Genomic DNA, 18,741 nt, shown 5'->3' with positions numbered 1-18,741 from the left:
GGCCTTTAATTATCAGAATTTAGGCTACATTGTTTATTTAAAAATAACAATCAATGTAACGGAAATTCCGAAAATTTATGCGCCGTAAACCGGATTTTTTTCACATAATGTGGTAGCTGTCTTGGCTACTTTTTCGAGTGTGGCCGTATCTTCAGGATTTTCCAAAACGTCTGCTACCAAGTTGGCCAACTCGCGGGCATCAGCTTCACTGAAACCGCGGGTGGTGATCGCAGAGGTGCCGATACGGATACCTGAAGTAACAAAGGGTTTTTCAGGGTCATTGGGAATGGCGTTTTTATTAACGGTAATGTGCGCTTTGCCTAAGGCTTCTTCAGCCGCTTTGCCGGTAATGTTTTTGGCGCGCAGGTCGACCAAGAATACATGGCTTTCTGTTCTGCCTGAAATAATGCGCAAACCGCGTTTTACAAGTTCTTCGGCCATTGCGGCAGCATTTACCTTAACCTGTTTCGCATATTCTTTGAATTCAGGTTGCAGGGCTTCTTTAAAAGCCACTGCTTTGGCTGCAATCACATGCATCAGAGGGCCGCCTTGCAGGCTGGGAAAAATAGCCGAATTCAGTGCTTTTTCGTGAGTGTTGTCTCGGCATAAAATCACACCGCCGCGGGGGCCGCGCAGGGTTTTGTGGGTGGTGGTGGTTACGAAGTCGGCAAAAGGAACGGGGTTCGGATATTCGCCCCCGGCGACCAAACCGGCATAGTGGGCCATATCGACAAAAAGATAAGCACCTACTTTATCGGCGATTTCACGGAATTTGGCCCAGTCGATCTGCAGAGCATAGGCAGAGGCACCGGCTACAATCATTTTTGGTTTGTGTTCCAAGGCCAATCTTTCTACTTCGGCGTAATCCAGCACTTCGTTTTCATCCAAGCCATAGGTGATGGCGTTATACAATTTGCCGGAAATATTAACTGATGCACCGTGGGTGAGGTGGCCGCCGTGTGCGAGGCTCATGCCGAGAATGGTATCGCCCGGTTTTAACACGCTTGCATATACCGCCTGGTTGGCTTGCGAGCCTGAGTGCGGTTGTACATTGGCATAAGCAGCACCAAAAAGTTCTTTCACACGGTCGATGGCCAGCTGTTCGGCTACGTCAACATGTTCACAGCCGCCGTAATAGCGCTTGCCGGGATAACCTTCGGCATATTTGTTCGTGAGTTGGGAGCCTTGGGCTTCCATTACGGCGCAGCTGACATAGTTTTCAGAGGCAATCAATTCAACGTGATCTTGTTGGCGCTGTACTTCGGCAGCAATTGCCGCAGCCAATTCGGGATCATATTTTTCGATGGTTATGCTTTTTGAGAACATGCAGAAATCCTTTGAGTGGGGTGGAGTAAAGGTTTTCAGACGGCCCCATAAATGGCCGCGCCGAAAGCAAAGAAGATGAAGCGGTATTGTAACCGAAATTAAAAGCGGGTGTCATGAAAACGTTGCGGGCAGAATGAAAGTTTTATTCATAAAAAATATTGCAACGTAGCGAGGTAAAGAGGGATTAGCGGTAGAGGTCGTCTTGTCGCATAAAATGGTCGATGGAGGCAATCAAGCGTTCCAAATCATAGGCTTCTTGCGAGGCACGTAAATTTTGTGCAACGGCCAGTTTGGCAACCGCATCAAGTTTTTTACGGGCGATTTCCCGCGCAGCTTGGGAAAACGCCAGTAATTTTTCTGGTGATGGCGTTTTTTCTGTATTTGCAAGATAGGATGTTTCGGGAGAAAAATAAAAATCTAGGTTGGTGGCATCCTCGCTTACCCACAAGGGATCATTAAGAGGCCACCAGTCATAGCGGCCTTCTAATCGGACAAACTGTCCGCTTACTCCCCAGATATGGTGATAATGCCTGGACATCACATATCCTCTGCACAATGTAAAATAATTTATTTCAGATTGTTTAGCCAGCCTTGTTTCTTTAACAATGGGATATTTTCCGGTGCGTAAGTATTGCTATAGTAACGGGCAAATTTTTCACGGAAAGGAAACTTTTCCCGTGCTTCACCAAATGCAGTCATAGTTTTTTCGTATTGTTCGAGGCCATCTGAAAGGGTTTCATCATCGGGATAGTGGTTCTCGGAATAAACTGTTTCCTTGGGCAGACGCGGTTTAAGCGGCATTTGGATATCGGGTGTGCCGATACAGAGACCGACAATAGGAAAAGTATTTTTGGGCAATGATAAAAGTTCTGTCAGTTGAGGAGCAATCAAGCGGATACCACCGGTAAAGCAGGTAGCATAGCCGAGGCTTTCGGCAGCGATTACGGCATTTTGTGCAGCTAATGCGGTATCTGTAATCGCAGTAATCAGGCTGTCCGGATCACCTGCAGCAGTAAAATTACCTTCGTAAGCCTGACTGGATAAATCCGCACGGTGAAGGTCGGCAATGAAAAGCAAATATGTACTGCAAGTACCGATTTGAGGGTTAGAAGGTTGAAGTGCAACAATCTGTTCCCGCAGATTGGGGTCGGTGATATTTATAATGCTGTAATGTTGTCCGTTCATCCAAGAGGGCGCTTGACGTGCGCAATCGATAATGGTTTGTAAGTGGTTTGCCGGCAATGGCACTCCAGTTTTAAAGTGGCGATATGTGCGATGATTTAAGATAGTTTGTACAGCATTTTGAGACATATCTGAGGTCCTTCAATAGTGGTGTCTGCATGTGGGAAGCTGAGTATTCTTTTATGATTGTAAGAGTTGTCGGTATCGGCGTCCAGCTTATGGTATTAGGCTATAGATGCGGTGGTAAAAGAGATTGCTTTTTGTCAAAAAAGGTTAAGAAAGGATGCAGGGCGATGTAAATAAGGCTGTATCGGGAGGCCGCCTTTGCTATAATAAAACCGAAGAAAGCGAATAATAAAGCGCTTGATTTTTAACTGTTGTACACTTTTTAATTAAGAGGATGAACTATGTTTCCTGAATATCGTGATTTGATTTCAAAACTGAAACAAGAAGATGCACACTTTGCTCGTCTGTTCGACGAACATAATAAGCTGGATGATAAGATTACAGGCTTGGTAAATAATCCTGTAACCAGTGGTTTGGATGAAATTGAAGAATTGAAAAAACAAAAACTGCAATTGAAGGATCAATTGTACGTTATCTTGAAAAAAGCCTCCGAAGAAGCTTAATTTGGTATATGTGACCGGCTAAAACATAGCAGGCCGTCTGAACTATTGTTTCAGACGGCCTGCTTCTATATTATCTGAAGGATATATTTGCCCAATATGAGTTTGGGCTTGTCCGGAAAATAGAGCGAGTCGGATTATCGGTATGAAATATTATAAAGAGTAAAATAAATAAAAATATTTGGGAAATTTTAGTTTACGGAATCAAGCATGGATAAAATGAATTGGCAGCAGTTATTGAGTACACAACGGTTTCGCGCTAAAGACGGGGAAATTATTCCGACTAGTACGCCCTCAACCCAAGAGGGAGTTGATGCTTTACGTACCGATTTTCATATCGATTATGACCGGGTGGTATTTTCAGGGGCTTTCCGCCGTTTGGGGCGTAAAACACAAGTTCATCCTTTTGCCGAGCATGATCATACTCATAACCGCCTAACGCATAGCGTAGAGGTGGCCAGTGTTGGGCGCAGTTTGGGAAATCGGGTTGGAGTAATGCTTCAGGCCGGCGAGTTTCTTCCGCTAGGAAATACGCCTAATGATATTGGTGCAGTGGTTCAGGTGGCGTGTTTGGCGCATGATTTGGGTAATCCGCCGTTCGGGCATACGGGGGAAGAGGCTTTGAGGGATTGGTTTCGCAATCCGAAAAATCAATATTATCTTGAAAAACTCAGTGAGGCAGAGCGTTTGGATGTACAAACTTATGAAGGTAATGCCCACAGTTTGCGTTTGTTGGCAACATTGGAAATGTATTGCAATCGCGGCGGAATGCGGTTGACTGCTGCCACCATAGGAACCCTATTAAAATACCCGTGGACAACACTTGCTCCGGAAGGTTGCCGGAAATTCAATATTTATCAAACCGAATTACCTTATATACGCCGTATTGCCGAAGAATTGGGATTGATCCAACAAGGGCAAGACCGCTGGATCCGCCATCCGTTGTCTTACTTAATGGAAGCGGCAGATGATATCTGTTATGCCTTATTGGATTTGGAAGATGCCGTAGAAATCGGATTGTTGGCAGATGCGGAGGTTGAAAGTGTATTATCAGAGCTGACATTTGTTGAAAATACATGGCACGCTCAATCTAGTCGCCAACGTTGCGCAATGTTACGTGGTATCGCTATTGGTAGAGCGATTGATGATGTTGCCCATACTTTTATGTCGCACCAATCAGATTTATTGAAAGGTGAATTTCAGGGTAAGGATTTATTGGCATTGTGTAGTCCTGAAGTCCAAAATACCCTGGAGAAGGCCAAAGATTTGGCACGTACACGCATTTTTCGCCATCAGAGTAAATTGAGAACTGAAATTGCAGCATTTCCATGCCTGGGTTCTGTTTTAGACTTATTAGTGCCGGCTGCTCATACGTTGATTACAGAAGGCAGGGTAGGTGTCCGCCAATCTTTGGTTTTGGAGTTGTTGAATCACGAAAATCCTATTACTACTAAAGATTCTTTATATGAAGCTTATATGAAGATATTGGATTTTGTAGGAGGAATGACCGATAATGCAGCTGCCCGTATGGCTAGAGAGCTTTCCGGTACTGGTATGATATAAAAATGGTTATAAAAATAAATTTATTTATTTCAATTGTTTATTTTATTTTTTAAAAATATTTATCTAAAATGCTAGACATGGTTTAATTATTTCTATATGATTCGGTTCTCTCGATTCACAGCACTAAGAAGAGCTGATGAGTAAAACGCACCCGTAGCTCAGTTGGATAGAGTATCTGGCTACGAACCAGAGGGTCGGGCGTTCGAATCGCTCCGGGTGCGCCATCAAGATTTTCCAATGCGCCTATCGTCTAGCGGTTAGGACATCGCCCTTTCACGGCGGCAACCGGGGTTCGAATCCCCGTGGGCGTGCCAGTTTGATAAATTAAGGCCTTGCTAATTTTAGCAAGGCCTTAATTTATACCTATACCAGTTTGGTAATCAGCTTATATCCAAATTTATTTTAATTCAATTGAAGCCTATTTTAATAACTGTTTGTGGGACTAATAAACTTTATTAATGTTAAAATATTATGGTTAATTTTTATTCTATTATCAATATTGTTATTTAAAAATATGAAAGAGAAATGTAACCATAAATTAGTATATAAAATTATCTGTTTTATTTAAATATTTTTTATAGTCTGAGAGTGGGTAGTTTTCTAAGAATGCTTTGCAAACGTTACTTTATTTTCCTTGTGTAAGTATATTTACCTTAGTAGAAATTTAGATATAGAAATAATATTAGAAATAGTTTTTATATTAACAAATAGGGAATTATGTTTTCTATCTAGATATTTTAATTAAAAATACCTGAATCGAAATGATAAAGTTTGTGCGTTTAAGTATATCTGTAATTACACTTGATTGTTTGACGTAAATTATTGTTTGATTGCCATTAATTTTTTTAATATGCATAAAAATGCTTGTTTTTTTAAAAAAATAGTCTATATTGAAAACTGAATAGAGGCAGAACTTGGCACTTCTGTCGATTTCTTTGTTTGAATTTTTCAGGAGACAAAATAATGAGAAAAGACCGTGACTTTGATAGCCAAAAAGAAGTTTTGATGAAAGAAGTGCGTGAAGTATTGCAAGAAGTGGAAAGCTTGTATGAAACTAGCGTTGAAAATGGTACCGAAGAAGCTAAAGCTATGAAAGAAAAAGCTAAGGAGCAGTTGAGCAAAGTTAAGGCTCAGTTTGCTGAATTTGAGGCTTCTGCAGCTGAAAAAGCGCGTGATGCAGCAGATCGTGTACGTGATGCTGCTTATAATACCGCTGAACGTGCCCGAGAAGCAGGTTGTTATGCTTCAGATCGTGCCCGCGGTATTGCCCGACAAACAGATGAAATGATTCAAGACAAACCCTACTATGCAATGGGATTTGCTGCATTGGCGGGTTTGGTAGTCGGTATTTTGTTAAACCGTCGTTAATGCTTCGGATGGTTGCTGGCTTTTTCATGCATACTTCAATAAACAGTTTGTGAATGTTGTTATGTAAGTGTTTATTAAAGACAGCACAATTTGGAAGTCTGCCGCCCGAATGCCGTTTTGCATAGGGCGGCTTTATATTTTCAAGGTGGGTAAGAAATATAAAGCGCATTATCTTTAATATTTTATGTTATTTAAGTAATTATTTAATGCTGTATTTTTTATTTGGGGAAATATACTAACCAATGGAAATACGCTGTAATTATTTAAACTCGCCTTGCCGTGAAAAATTAAGGGAGTCCGCATGAGCAGCTTGGGAAGAAATCTGGAGCATTTCAAAACGCTATTGAATCAGGGCAGTGAGCTGTTGTTATTGCGTTTACGTATTTTGGCTTTGGAGCTTAATGCCCAAGCCGGTAATGCAGTAAAAGTTATTGCTGTGATTATATTTGCCGCGGTGTTGTTATTGGTATGCTTAATCAGTTTGTTGTTTGGTTTAAACAGTATTTTAGAACCTCAGGCTAGGATTTGGTTCTTTTTTGGTTTTGCTGCTGTTCTGTTTCTTACAGTTATTGGATTGTTATTTTGGTGCATATCAAGTTGGAAAAATCAAGGTGGCCAATTGCTGGGTACTCTTCAAGATATGCAGCAAGATTTTGCATATTTGAGAGGACGTATGGGGCGTAACTCGGTTTCTAAAGATAAGGAGTAAATATGGGTCTTTCCAATAAAGAAAAGATAGCTCTTTTGGAGCTGGAAGCTCAGCTAGTACGTTTGAGAATCGCAGCAGAGTATTTGAAAAAACAAAAGTTGACTAGAGAGCAGCAGCGTGTAGATGCTGGATTTAATCAAGCTTTAGGCATAACTAAAACAGCGTTTGGTTTAACTAAAGGTTTACCTTCAAGTAGATTGCTTTGGAATGGTTTGATGTTGCCTGTGCGTTGGCGTTACCGGATTTTAGCCGGAGCGGCTTTAGTGCTTTGGCAGTTATTCCGAGATCGCGTGAAGTAAGCTTTTTATTTATATAGTTGTATGTTGACAAAAGTCGAAAGGCCGTCTGAAAAATTCAGACGGCCTTTTTATACTTATTAATCGGTATTAGGTTCGGTTTTTATAGCAGGTACTTCAAATGGTTGCTCGTCGCTCCAAATGCTCTCAACACATTTTTTCAAAAGCTTCAAGGAAGGGTCTTCTTCATATTCGTTAAGATATATAAAGCTAAGGGGTAATGCTTGGCGATATTCGTCTAAGATGCAAATCGGTTTTCCATCAGTCCAAGCAGATTCTGCTTTGTGTGACGGAACCATGGCAACGCCGAGACCTTCACATACTAAATCAATAATAGTTTGTGGAAAATCGCAGATAATTTGACGCTTTGGGGTGATTTTATGTTTACGCCAAAATTGTTGGAGATTTTTCCTGCTGCCTGAAGTGGCAGACATTTCAATCCAAGCGTATTGATCAAGGCTTTTTGGTAAGTTTTTTTGTATATCTTGAGCTTGATCGGCAGCACAAATCAGAGAGTAGTGGATATTTTCAAGAAATACAGAACGTAAACTGCGGTGGTTAACCGGGCCGAGGAAAAAACCACCGTGAAGGTTTTTGTCTAAAACACGTTGTTCAATTTCCCCGCTCATGCCGTATTGAATATGCAGTTGGATATCTGGATCATTTTGCAGGATTTCTGTGGTTAGACGGGTAATTTTAACCGGATCCGCAGGATGTATTAGTCCTAATTCGGCATGTTCCACATATTGCGTAGACAGTGTTTTGGAAAAGCGATCAAGCTTATGATGGTGTTGCAAAAGGGACTCGGCTTCAGGAAGTAAAACTTCTCCGGCAGGCGTTAAACTCATACCATTTGTATTGCGGTAAAAAAGAGGTACGTCAAGTTGTTTTTCGAGTGCTTTGATTTGTGCGGAGACAGCAGGTTGTGAAAGATGCAGGCGTTCGGCTGCCTGGGTGAGATTGCCTAGATGGGCGACTGCCGTAAAAGTTTTCAGCTGGGTGTAATCCATGAGTTTCTCAAAGTTTTAATTTGCTATCGTAAATATAATAATAGCGTGGCTCTATTTTCCTTTGGGAGCTGGACAGCATGTCTTGCCATAATGCATGTTGTACGTTTTTATGCTCTAGCCAACTCTTGTGTCAGGCCGTTAATACGCTAACTTCCTTATCACTTTTTAACATATTTTCAAATTGATTAAAAGTGGTTTTGCTCTAATTTTTTGTTAGAAATCAATTTATTCATTAATAGCTATCAGTTTTGCAGATGGCGGGCATCAAAAAATAAAATTAGCCAAAGGTTTGGGAAAATATTTTAATCGAATCGCCGTAATCTCGGCTTGATATTTAAAGAAGAATTAGGAGAAACCCAGATGGACAAGCAGACTGCAAAAAGAGTGCTTTCACATCCCAAATTTCAAACGATGGCCAAACAAAAATCTATTTTAGGTTGGACGTTCTCTGCCATAATGTTTGCTGTGTATGTGATTTATATTTTATTTATTGGTATTGACCCCCACACTTTTGGTACACCTGTATCGGAAGGAAGTGTGACGACTTGGGGTATTTATATCGGCCTGTTTGTTATCTTGTTCTCCATTGCCATCACGGGTGTGTATGTTTATGTGGCCAACGGTAAATTTGAACAGGCTACGCAAGAAGTTGTGCGAGAAGTAATGGGAGTGGAAAAATGAATAAATTATTTTTTGCTTTAGCCGGTTTGGCAATGGCCAACGGTGCTTGGGCAGCGGATGCAATTGCAGGTGAGGTGCAACAGCGCCCGTTGAATATTGCCGCAGTGGTGATGTTCTTTATTTTTGTTGGAGCCACTCTTTACATTACTAAATGGGCAGCCAAACAGAATAAGTCTTCTAAAGATTTCTATACTGCCGGCGGTGGTATTTCCGGATTCCAAAACGGTTTGGCGATTGCGGGCGATTATATGTCTGCCGCTTCGTTTTTGGGTATTTCCGCAATGGTATTTACACGCGGTTATGATGGTTTGATTTACTCAACCGGTTTCTTGGTAGGTTGGCCGCTGGTATTGTTCCTTGTTGCCGAGCGTTTGCGCAACTTAGGTAAATTTACCTTTGCCGATGTAGTGGCTTACCGCCTGCAACAAACCCCAGTTCGTTTGTTTGCTGCGTCAGGCTCGATTCTGGTGGTAATTTTGTATCTGATTGCTCAAATTGTAGGTGCGGGCAAACTGATTCAATTGCTTTTCGGTATGAACTATCTCTCCGCAGTAATTATTGTAGGTATTTTGATGGTGGCCTATGTATTGTTTGGCGGTATGCTGGCAACGACTTGGGTACAAATGATTAAAGCGGTATTGCTGTTGAGCGGTGCGACTTTCATGGCTTTTATGATTATGAAAGCTTCCGGCTTCAGCATGGAGCAAATGTTCGTTAAGGCAACCAGCATTCATGAAAAAGGCATTTCGATTATGGAACCCGGCGGGTTGGTAAAAGACCCGATCGATGCGCTTTCTTTAGGCTTGGCTTTGATGTTTGGTACAGCCGGTTTGCCCCATATTTTGATGCGCTTCTTTACCGTACCTGATGCAAAACAAGCACGTAAATCTGTGTTCGTAGCTACAGGTTTCATCGGTTACTTCTATATTTTGACTTTCATTATCGGTTTCGGTGCCATTATTTTTGTAACCAAGGATAATCCTGAGTTCTTCCAAACCATGGTGAAAGAAGGCAAAACTGTAGTGGAAATGATCGGTGGTACAAATATGGCTGCGGTTCATTTGTCTGAAGCATTAGGTGGTAACTTGTTCTTGGGCTTTATCTCTGCCGTGGCATTTGCAACCATTTTGGCGGTAGTGGCAGGTTTGACCCTTTCGGGTGCCTCTGCTGTAAGTCACGATATCTATGCTTCTGTAATCCGTAAAGGCCAAGCCACTTCTCAAGAAGAAATGCGTGTATCGCGTATTACAGTATTGTCTTTGGGTGTTTTGGCTATCTTGTTTGGTTTGATCTTTGAAAACCAAAACATTGCGTTCATGGTAGGTTTGGCATTTGCCGTTGCTGCTTCTGCAAACTTCCCTATCTTAATGCTATCGATGTTCTGGAAAGGCTTGACCACCCGTGGTGCGGTTATCGGCGGTTTCTCAGGTTTGATTTTGGCATTGGTGTTGATTGTTCTCGGCCCGAGCGTATGGGTACAAGTATTGCATCATGAAGCTCCGATTTTCCCGTATGGTAACCCGGCGATTGTGAGTATTCCCGCCGCATTCATTATGGCTTGGTTGGGTTCTATTACCGATAATTCAGAGCGTGCCAAACAAGACCGTGCAGGTTATGAAGCGCAATACGTTCGCTCTATGACCGGTATCGGAGCGGAAGAGGCATCTGACCACTAAGTACTAATAGTTAAAAACAACAAAGGCCGTCTGAAAACGAAGCTAAAAATCGTTTCAGACGGCCTTTTTCTTTAGTACAATGCCGTCTGAAAAACGATAAAAGGGACTAATTATGTATTTTGTAGACCGCACCGCGGTAGTTTTAAAACCTACCGCGCAATTCTTGGCATGGTTGAAAGGTTCGGACGAAGATATGCCTGATCTGACACTGGATCAATTGCGTACGAATTGTTCCGTATATTTGATTCCCGAGTTTGACGAACCGGAAGCTGCGGTTGCTTATTTTGACGAGCGTTACCAAGAAATTTTCCAAGCAGAGGTTGCGGCTTGGGATGTGCCTAAAAGCAAATGGCCTGAAGATATGAGCCTGAAAGCTTTTTGGGAATATTTCGATATCGAAATACACGACATGGTATTGGATATGGAAGATGCGGATATGAGCGCCAGCCCTGTTTTCGATAACATGATGTAAACACTATGATGCAGCCGTTTCAAGCCGTATTCAGGCCTTCTAGAATTACTTGTATGGCGGTTGTATTACTGCATGTGGTTGCGGTAGTGGTTTGTTGCCAGGCCTTTTATGGTTGGATGTGTTGGTTAGGCTTGATTTTATTAATTGCAAGCTTTTATTTTGCATGGAAAAAACAAAGACTATGCGAAAAATCGGCGATACGTAAAATTGCCATTGACGCACAGGGAAGGGCGGCAGTATTTGTCGGTTCCGATGAAACGGCTTTTCAAGCTTCCCTCCGACCGGGAAGTATGGTGACCCGAAAAGCTTTATTTTTGCAATGGGAGACACAAGGCCGGAGATTCAGTCATTGTGTTTTACCTGATATGACAGATGATGAAAGTTACCGCCGTTTGCAAGTTTGGGTACAGTGGGGGCAGAGTGGAAACTAGCACTGCTCAGTATATTTCAGACGGCCTTGAATATTGAAATTTATGAAAACATTAAATGATTGGCTTAGCTATTTGGAAACTGCCCATAGCGCGGGCTTGATTGATATGGGGCTTGCCCGGGTAGGCGAGGTAAAAGAGCGAATGGGTTTGGTTCCTGCATGTCCGGTTGTAATCGTGGCCGGCACCAATGGCAAAGGCTCCGTGTGTGCTTTTCTTACCCAAATTTATAAGCAGGCCGGTTTTAAAGTCGGCACGCTTACAAGCCCGCATCTTTTAAAATTTAATGAGCGAATTGCTATCGATGGCGAACCTGTAAGTGATGATGTGATTACAGCTTCTTTCGAGCGTATAGAGACGGCAAGAAAAGAAATTTCCCTCACCTATTTTGAATTCAATACACTTGCGGCTGTAGATATTTTTATGTGCGCAAATGTTGATGTTATGGTATTGGAAGTTGGCTTGGGCGGACGTTTGGATGCCGTCAACGTATTTGACGCCGATTGTGCGGTTGTAACGAGCGTAGATTTGGATCACGAAGCTTTCTTAGGCGATACGATAGAGAAGGTCGGGTTTGAAAAGGCAGGCATTTTTCGTAGCGGCAAACCGGCTATTTGCGGACAAAATCCACCGCCTGAGTCGTTGCGTCGACATGCACAAGATATTCATGCCGACCTTTTAGTGATTAAGCAGGATTTTGATTTCAGCAAACTAGAACAGCAGCAATGGTCTTTTCATTTCCATCCCGGTGGTGCGGAGGGACAAAAACGCAACCGTAACGCTTTACCGATTCCAGCCTTACGGGGAGCATATCAATTGAATAATGCCGCTTGTGCGTTAGCCGTTATCGAATGCTTGAACCATAAGCTGCCGATTGATATAGGTTCGATTAAGCGGGGCTTATTATTGGTGAATAACCCCGGACGTTTTCAGGTGCTGCCGGGCAGACCATTAGTGATTTTAGATGTGTGTCATAATCCTCATGCGGCTAAAGCATTAAAGCAAGGGCTCATGGCGCTGCCCTTTGCAGAAAACCGTATAGCGGTTTTCAGTATGTTGGCAGATAAAGATATCGATACGGTTTTAGAATTGGTTAAAGAGCAATTTGATTATTGGTATATTGCTCCGCTTAACTTGCCACGTGGTATGTCTACAGAAGCTTTACAAGAAAAAATTCAGACGCACGGTATTGGAAATATAAAAGCTTTTGAAAGCATACAAGCTGCATACCAAGCTGCTTTGGCGGCAGCATCGGAAAATGATAGAATTACCGTTTTCGGCTCTTTTCATACGGTGGCCGAAGTGATGGAAATGTTGTAACAGGAATCCAGGAATGACAAACAACCGCTTCAACCCTTTGAATGACTACGAGCAATTAAAGCGTAAAAACCGACGCCGTTTGGTGGGTGCTTCTGTTTTGGTCGTATTGGCTGGCGGTTTGTTAGCCACCGTACTCAATCAAAACAATACCGATGATGAAACGGTACAGACTGTGAATATGGAAGGTGCAGTTTCTGATATTCAGGCAACCTCGGAAACCGCTCCCGTAATTTTGGTAAATAATCAAACGGCTCCTACAGATGATGCATCTGACTTAGCTCCTTCGGCAGTGTTGGAGCCGGTTCCTGAAGAAGATGGTCGTACTCGGGTAACCGAGTTGGATAATCCTTTGTTGAATCCTCCGGCCGAAAAAGCAGAAAATAATACAACCGATACGACGGATCAAACCGTTGCAAAAGAACCGTCTGTAGCTGCAGTTGCCAAACCTGCCCCTGCCAAAGCTGAGCTTCCAGCACAGGCTCAAAAATCTGCAATGCCCAAACAAGCTATCGAAGATGCGCCTCCGCCGGTTGTAGTGATCAATAATAAAGCGACTGATGCCCAGATAAATAAAGCCGGAGCAGAAAGAAAAGTCGTAGAACAGCCAGCCATAGCAAAAAATACGGTAAAAAAAGAGCGTGATAGCCAACAGTTGAAAGAAGCCCAAGCTCAACAGTCAAAAAACGCAGAGGCTAAAAAACAGGTGGATTTAAAAAAACAAGCAGAATTGAAAAAACAGGTTGAATTAAAAAAACAGGTTGAATTAAAAAAACAGGTTGAAGCGAAGCAGGCGGCACAAAAGCGCCAACAGCAGCAAACAGCTAAAAAACAAGCCGATCAAAAATTAAGTGCACAGCAAATTCTTAATAATCAAGCAGCTAAGAAGTCTCAGTCAACCGCCAATCCCCAAGCAATTTTAGAAGGGCGAAGTGGCGGTGGCCGGGCATTGATTCAGGCAGGTGCATACAGCAGTAGCGCACAGGCCCATCAAATCCAGCAGAAGTTGGCTAATGCGGGAGTAAGCGCTTACATCAGCGAGGCACAAACCAGTAAAGGTACGGTTTATCGAGTGCGTACCGGCAGTTACCCGAACCGTGATGCAGCCAATCAAGCTCTGGCAAAAATCCGCCAGCAAGGTGTAGACGGAATGGTAATCGGGCAGTAACAATATGGCGGTGTTTGATATATTGGCTTTGGCCGTAGTGGCAATCAGTATGATTGTCTCCATGATACGCGGGGTGATTGCCGAAGTTACTTCTTTGGTGACTTGGATTATTGCTTTTGTCGTGGCAAAAATGTTTGCCGTTCCATTTGCCGAGCTGGCGTTAAGCAGTATCCAACCTCCTGAGTTGGCGGTGGTTGCCGGCTTTATTTTACTTTTTATCGCTGCATGGTTGGTGCAGCATTTTTTACGTTCGCTGCTTACGGCGGCGGTAACTGCCGTAGGTTTGGGTGGGATAAACCGTATCCTCGGCGGTTTGTTTGGGGCGGTAAAGGGCGTTTTGATCGTAACGCTGGTTGTATTAGTTTGTGCCTTTACCGATTTGCCGCAAACAGAAGGTTGGCGGCAGTCATTTAGCGCTGTTTATTTTGAAAGTCTCGCCCAGTTGGCCGTTCCTTATCTTCCACCGTTTATTGGTGGACAGGTGCGGTATCCGACGCTTTAAAATTTGGAGAAAACGCAATGTGTGGTGTATTAGGATTAGTTGCTCATGAGCCGGTTAACCAGTTGCTATATGACGGCTTGCAGATGCTTCAGCATCGGGGACAGGATGCCGCGGGGATTGTAACTGCCGAGGGCAGTATGTTTCATATGCACAAAGGCAAGGGCATGGTGCGTGATGTATTCCGTACCCGCAATATGCGTGATTTGGTCGGCAATGCCGGAATCGCACATGTGCGCTATCCTACGGCGGGAAATGCGGGCAGCAGTGCAGAGGCACAACCGTTTTATGTCAGTTCGCCTTTCGGTATTGTATTGGCGCACAATGGTAATCTTACTAATACTGAGGAACTCTATGAAAGTGTGTGTAATAAACACTTGCGTCATATCAACACACGCTCTGACTCAGAGGTATTGCTGAACGTATTTGCCCATGAGCTGCGTCGGGAAGTAACGGCGATGGGTGATGCAGTATTGAATGTTGATCATGTTTTTAATGCAGTTTCCCACTTGCATAAACGTGTGCGCGGTGCTTACGGCGTAGTAGCACTGATCGCGGGTTACGGCATGGTGGCATTTCGTGATCCTTTGGGTATCCGTCCGTTGGCACTGGGAACGCATACGGATAACAACGGCAAAACTACTTATTGTGTAGCATCTGAATCTGTTGTGTTTAACAGCTTGGCTTTCCATTTGGAAAGGGATATTGCACCCGGCGAGGCTGTTGTAGTCACTTTTGACGGTAAACTTTATACTAGGCAATGTGCTGAGTCGCCGAAGTTAAGCCCATGTCTTTTTGAATATGTATATTTTGCCCGCCCGGATTCTGTAATAGATGGTGTGTCGGTATACCAAGCCAGGGTGAATATGGGCGTGACACTGGCTGAAAAAGTGAAACGCAGTTTGCCACTGGATGATATTGATGTGGTTATGCCGATTCCGGATACCAGCCGCCCGAGTGCGATGGAATTAGCGCACCATTTAGGAAAACCTTACCGTGAGGGATTGATTAAAAACCGTTATATCGGCCGGACTTTTATTATGCCGGGGCAGGCAACCCGTAAAAAATCAGTGCGTCAAAAACTGAATCCCATGAATTGCGAATTTGCAGGAAAGAGCGTTTTATTGGTAGACGACTCTATCGTAAGGGGTACGACCAGCCGTGAAATTGTAGAAATGGCGAGAGATGCTGGGGCACGCAAGGTATATTTTGCTTCGGCGGCTCCTGAAGTGCGTTTTCCGAACGTTTACGGCATTGATATGCCAACGCGGGACGAGTTGATTGCAAATGGCCGTACTGCAGACGAAATTGCCAAAGAAATCAGCGCAGATGGTTGTGTGTTTCAAGATTTGGCCGATTTGGAAGAAGTCGTGCGTGTATTAAATCCGGCAATCGAATCATTTGATACTTCATGTTTTAGCGGCTGCTATCTCACCGGTGATATTGATGAATCTTATTTGCAGAAACTGTCTGCAAGTAAGTCTTCGGTAGCCGCCGCACAAGTGCAACCCAGCCAAGTTGAGCATAGTATACGCATTAGTGATAATGATGACGAAGATGAATAAACATAATATTTCAGACGGCATTCTCAGGCCGGCTGAAAATATTTTTAGTGTATAGTGAAAAGGTTGGAAGAAATAATGCAGTTTAGTATTTTACCGGTTTGATTTGGTATTCGGTAAACTGCCTAGGCTGTGCCGATTTCCTGTTTTAAAGTATGCCAACCGATTATTTTATTGATAGGGCAATATTATGACTAAGCCTTTACATCCGCAAACACTTGCCATTCGCGGTGCCAAAGAGCAAACCGAATTTAATGAACACAATCAGGCTTTATTCATTACCAGTAGTTTTATGTGGGATACGGCAGCTGATGGTGCAGCGGTATTTGCCGGACAGAAAGAGGGTTATACTTACAGTCGTACCGCCAATCCGACTACTGCTGCATTTGCCAAGCGTATCGCTATATTGGAAGCAGGTGAGCAGGCGGTTGCTACTTCAACCGGGATGTCTGCTATTCAGGCGGCATTGCTGACTTTTTTAAGTGCGGGTGATCATTTGGTATGCAGCCGCAGCCTGTTTGGTACTACCATGGGTTTCATCATGAATCATGTTACCCGTTTCGGTATTGAGGTAACTTTGGTTTCGCAAACCGATTTGGCCGAGTGGCGTGCTGCCATACGCCCTAATACCAAGATGCTTTTCTTAGAAACACCTTCTAACCCTCTGAATGAAGTGGCTGATTTGGAAGCTTTGGCGGATATTGCCCATGCCGCAGGTGCATTATTGGTGGTGGATAACAGTTTCTGTACGCCTGTTTTGCAGCAGCCGCTGCGTTTCGGTGCCGATTTGTCGGTACAGTCCGCAACCAAAGCCATCGATGGGCAGGGGCGGGTGCAAGGAGGGGTGGTGATTGGCAATGCCGAGTTGATGAAGCAAGTGCAGATGTTTATGAATTCTTCCGGTATTTCTATGTCTCCTTTCCATGCATGGGTATTGCTAAGTGGTGTGGAAACCATGGCTGTGCGTATGCAGGTTCAGTGTGATAACGCCGATAAAATTGCAGCTTGGTTACGCCGACAGCCGCAAGTGCTCAATGTATACCATGCCGGTTTTGAAGATCATCCTCAAGCCGATTTGGTTCGCAAACAGCAAAGTGCGGGTGGTATCGTTGTGGCATTTGAATTAGATGGCGGACAAGATGCAGCATGGAAAGTAATCGACAGTGTTAATATTTTTTCACGGACGGCCAATTTGGGGGACGTTCGTTCGACCATTACTCATCCGTGGACGACGACACACGGAAGAATGGCGGCCGAAGCCAAATTGGAAGCAGGTATCCGGCCGGGCTTGGTACGTTTATCGGTCGGTTTGGAGTATGCAGACGACCTGATTGAGGATTTACGTCAGGCAATGGGCTGATGATTAAATGGCCGGTTGGTTGAAGGCCGTCTGAAAAAATCGGTAGGATATATCCGATATGATTTGTTTTACCAGATTTTCATATGAGGTAATGAATTTATCGGAAAAAAAGGATGCTAAAAATGGATGAGGCAGTATTTTCGGCATGGGCGCTCAAAATTTGTTTGGGCGTATTAATCGTTTTTTTGGGTTTCATTGTTTGGAATTTGGGTAAAGAATCAAAGGCCGGAAAATTCGGCACCTTTATTTTATTTTTGGTATTGGGATTGGGTGTATTCGGCTTTATCTTTAAAAACGTATTGATTGAATTTTTTATTTTGTCAAAATAAGCCGCAACTATTTAGGCCGTCTGGATCGAATCTTGTGTTCAGACGGCTTTTGTTATCCGGCATAAGTGTATCGGTATATTTAAGGTTGTGGGTATGTGGCATTATATTTTGAAACGCTTGTTGTTGTTGTTGGTTCCTACTTTACTAGGTATTTTGGCAGTTACGTTTGCCATTATCCAATTCGTACCTGGTGGCCCGGTTGAGCAGATGGTACAACAGCTAAGCGGAAACGCTGGCGGTGCAGGAGAAACCGTAACATTTTCCGGGCAAGGGATGAACCATGCCAAAGGAAACTTGAGTAGTGAAGATTTGGCGGCATTAAATGCGTTATATGGTTTCGATAAGCCCCCGTTTACCCGCTTTATCGAGATGGTAGGCCGTTTTATTCGCTTTGATTTGGGTGAAAGCTTTTTTCATCATCAAACCGTATTTGAATTAGTGAAAGAAAAAATGCCCGTTTCAATGAGTTTGGGCTTGTGGACGTTTTTTCTAACTTATCTTATTTGCATTCCATTGGGCATTGCCAAAGCCGTGCGAGACGGCACACGGTTCGATACGGCCACCGGTATTGTTATTTTGTTGGGTTACACTATTCCTCCCTTTGTATTGGGGCTCGTGCTGCTGGTTTTATTCGGCGGCGGCAGTTTTTTTGCATGGTTTCCTCAGGGCGGCCTTGTAAGTGATAACTGGGAGGGAATGCCGTGGCCGGCGAAAATACAAGATTACCTCTGGCATATGGCTTTACCCGTTACGGCATCCGTGGCAGGTAATTTGGCCTTGATGACGGTGTTGACCAAAAACGTATTTCTTGAAGAAATCCGCCGACAATACGTTTATACAGCCCGTGCAAAAGGGCTGCCGGAGCGGCAAATTTTATGGAAGCATGTGTTTCGTAATGCCATGATACCGCTCATTACCGGGTTCCCCGCTGCTTTTATCGGTGCGTTTTTTACCGGCAGCCTTTTAATTGAAACCTTATTTTCGCTTGACGGACTCGGTTTGCTTTCATATGAGGCGGTAATGAAGCGCGATTATCCTGTTGTGATGGGAACACTGTATATTTTTACATTGATGGGATTGCTGGCAAAATTGCTGTCGGATATTTCTTATTCTTGGATAGACCCGCGTATTCATTTCGACGGGCAGAAATAAACGTAGGCAGCCAAATA

20 protein-coding genes and 2 tRNA genes are annotated in these 18,741 nt (G+C 43.5%); 18 read left to right on the top strand and 4 right to left on the bottom strand.

What is annotated here, in order from left to right; translation table 11 throughout:
• Positions 1 to 75: 75 nt before the first annotated feature.
• From glyA to ACEPPX_RS01125, 3 genes are all read right to left on the bottom strand, one after another.
• Entirely contained in the window at positions 76 to 1,326 is a 1,251-nt protein-coding gene (gene glyA, locus ACEPPX_RS01135; protein ID WP_416622598.1) for a serine hydroxymethyltransferase, read from the bottom strand.
• A 184-nt stretch (positions 1,327 to 1,510) separates the two neighbouring features.
• Positions 1,511 to 1,864, bottom strand: a complete 354-nt coding sequence (locus ACEPPX_RS01130; RefSeq protein WP_047760203.1) for a hypothetical protein — start codon at positions 1,862 to 1,864, stop codon at positions 1,511 to 1,513.
• 29 nt (positions 1,865 to 1,893) lie between these two features.
• On the bottom strand, positions 1,894 to 2,637 hold the full coding sequence (locus tag ACEPPX_RS01125) for a nitroreductase family protein (RefSeq protein WP_047760202.1): 744 nt from the start codon (positions 2,635 to 2,637) through the stop codon (positions 1,894 to 1,896).
• 278 nt (positions 2,638 to 2,915) lie between these two features.
• On the opposite strand from ACEPPX_RS01125, the gene ACEPPX_RS01120 reads away from it, so the two are divergent.
• From ACEPPX_RS01120 to ACEPPX_RS01090, 7 genes are all read left to right on the top strand, one after another.
• A complete protein-coding gene (locus ACEPPX_RS01120; RefSeq protein ID WP_047760201.1) occupies positions 2,916 to 3,137 on the top strand; it encodes a YdcH family protein in 222 nt (73 codons plus the stop codon).
• A 216-nt stretch (positions 3,138 to 3,353) separates the two neighbouring features.
• On the top strand, positions 3,354 to 4,697 hold the full coding sequence (locus ACEPPX_RS01115; RefSeq protein ID WP_047760272.1) for a deoxyguanosinetriphosphate triphosphohydrolase: 1,344 nt from the start codon (positions 3,354 to 3,356) through the stop codon (positions 4,695 to 4,697).
• Positions 4,698 to 4,844: 147 nt separating this feature from the next.
• A tRNA-Arg gene (locus tag ACEPPX_RS01110) sits at positions 4,845 to 4,921 on the top strand.
• A 15-nt stretch (positions 4,922 to 4,936) separates the two neighbouring features.
• Positions 4,937 to 5,011 (top strand) — tRNA-Glu (locus tag ACEPPX_RS01105).
• A 649-nt stretch (positions 5,012 to 5,660) separates the two neighbouring features.
• Positions 5,661 to 6,065 carry a DUF883 family protein gene (locus ACEPPX_RS01100; RefSeq protein ID WP_416622597.1) on the top strand — a complete coding sequence of 135 codons (405 nt, stop codon included), beginning with the start codon at positions 5,661 to 5,663 and terminating at the stop codon, positions 6,063 to 6,065.
• Between the two features lie 301 nt (positions 6,066 to 6,366).
• The gene (locus tag ACEPPX_RS01095) at positions 6,367 to 6,774 is read left to right on the top strand and encodes a phage holin family protein (RefSeq protein WP_047760192.1); all 408 of its coding nucleotides are present in this window, start codon (positions 6,367 to 6,369) and stop codon (positions 6,772 to 6,774) included.
• A gap of 2 nt (positions 6,775 to 6,776) precedes the next feature.
• Complete coding sequence (locus tag ACEPPX_RS01090; RefSeq protein ID WP_416622596.1) at positions 6,777 to 7,073, top strand: hypothetical protein; 297 nt, start codon at positions 6,777 to 6,779, stop codon at positions 7,071 to 7,073.
• A 77-nt stretch (positions 7,074 to 7,150) separates the two neighbouring features.
• On the opposite strand, the gene ACEPPX_RS01085 is transcribed toward ACEPPX_RS01090, so the two are convergent.
• The gene (locus tag ACEPPX_RS01085; protein WP_416622595.1) at positions 7,151 to 8,080 is read right to left on the bottom strand and encodes a LysR family transcriptional regulator; all 930 of its coding nucleotides are present in this window, start codon (positions 8,078 to 8,080) and stop codon (positions 7,151 to 7,153) included.
• Positions 8,081 to 8,440: 360 nt separating this feature from the next.
• On the opposite strand from ACEPPX_RS01085, the gene ACEPPX_RS01080 reads away from it, so the two are divergent.
• The 11 genes from ACEPPX_RS01080 (at position 8,441) to ACEPPX_RS01030 (ending at position 18,724) form a co-directional block, all read left to right on the top strand.
• A complete protein-coding gene (locus ACEPPX_RS01080; protein ID WP_416622594.1) occupies positions 8,441 to 8,761 on the top strand; it encodes a DUF485 domain-containing protein in 321 nt (106 codons plus the stop codon).
• A complete protein-coding gene (locus ACEPPX_RS01075; protein ID WP_416622593.1) occupies positions 8,758 to 10,437 on the top strand; it encodes a cation acetate symporter in 1,680 nt (559 codons plus the stop codon). The genes ACEPPX_RS01080 and ACEPPX_RS01075 overlap by 4 nt, the downstream gene beginning before the upstream one ends.
• A 112-nt stretch (positions 10,438 to 10,549) precedes the next feature.
• Positions 10,550 to 10,909, top strand: a complete 360-nt coding sequence (locus ACEPPX_RS01070; protein WP_416622592.1) for a hypothetical protein — start codon at positions 10,550 to 10,552, stop codon at positions 10,907 to 10,909.
• 5 nt (positions 10,910 to 10,914) lie between these two features.
• A complete protein-coding gene (locus ACEPPX_RS01065; protein WP_161796041.1) occupies positions 10,915 to 11,340 on the top strand; it encodes a protein YgfX in 426 nt (141 codons plus the stop codon).
• Between the two features lie 42 nt (positions 11,341 to 11,382).
• Positions 11,383 to 12,657 (top strand): bifunctional tetrahydrofolate synthase/dihydrofolate synthase, encoded by a 1,275-nt coding sequence (gene folC / locus ACEPPX_RS01060; protein WP_416622591.1) that lies wholly within the window; start codon positions 11,383 to 11,385, stop codon positions 12,655 to 12,657.
• A 13-nt stretch (positions 12,658 to 12,670) separates the two neighbouring features.
• Complete coding sequence (locus ACEPPX_RS01055) at positions 12,671 to 13,822, top strand: SPOR domain-containing protein (RefSeq protein WP_416622590.1); 1,152 nt, start codon at positions 12,671 to 12,673, stop codon at positions 13,820 to 13,822.
• Positions 13,823 to 13,826: 4 nt separating this feature from the next.
• A complete protein-coding gene (locus ACEPPX_RS01050) occupies positions 13,827 to 14,324 on the top strand; it encodes a CvpA family protein (RefSeq protein WP_047760183.1) in 498 nt (165 codons plus the stop codon).
• A gap of 17 nt (positions 14,325 to 14,341) precedes the next feature.
• Positions 14,342 to 15,886: an amidophosphoribosyltransferase gene (gene purF / locus ACEPPX_RS01045; RefSeq protein WP_416622589.1), complete on the top strand. Its 1,545-nt coding sequence runs from the start codon at positions 14,342 to 14,344 to the stop codon at positions 15,884 to 15,886.
• A gap of 187 nt (positions 15,887 to 16,073) precedes the next feature.
• Positions 16,074 to 17,243 carry an O-succinylhomoserine sulfhydrylase gene (gene metZ / locus ACEPPX_RS01040; protein ID WP_416622588.1) on the top strand — a complete coding sequence of 390 codons (1,170 nt, stop codon included), beginning with the start codon at positions 16,074 to 16,076 and terminating at the stop codon, positions 17,241 to 17,243.
• 122 nt (positions 17,244 to 17,365) lie between these two features.
• Positions 17,366 to 17,572: a DUF2788 domain-containing protein gene (locus tag ACEPPX_RS01035; RefSeq protein WP_047760180.1), complete on the top strand. Its 207-nt coding sequence runs from the start codon at positions 17,366 to 17,368 to the stop codon at positions 17,570 to 17,572.
• Between the two features lie 93 nt (positions 17,573 to 17,665).
• Complete coding sequence (locus tag ACEPPX_RS01030; protein ID WP_416622587.1) at positions 17,666 to 18,724, top strand: ABC transporter permease subunit; 1,059 nt, start codon at positions 17,666 to 17,668, stop codon at positions 18,722 to 18,724.
• Positions 18,725 to 18,741: the final 17 nt, after the last annotated feature.

The organism is Neisseria sp. S1 (assembly GCF_048060015.1).
Taxonomy (GTDB): Bacteria; Pseudomonadota; Gammaproteobacteria; order Burkholderiales; family Neisseriaceae; genus Neisseria; species Neisseria arctica.
This window is presented reverse-complemented; position numbering and strand designations above follow the sequence as displayed.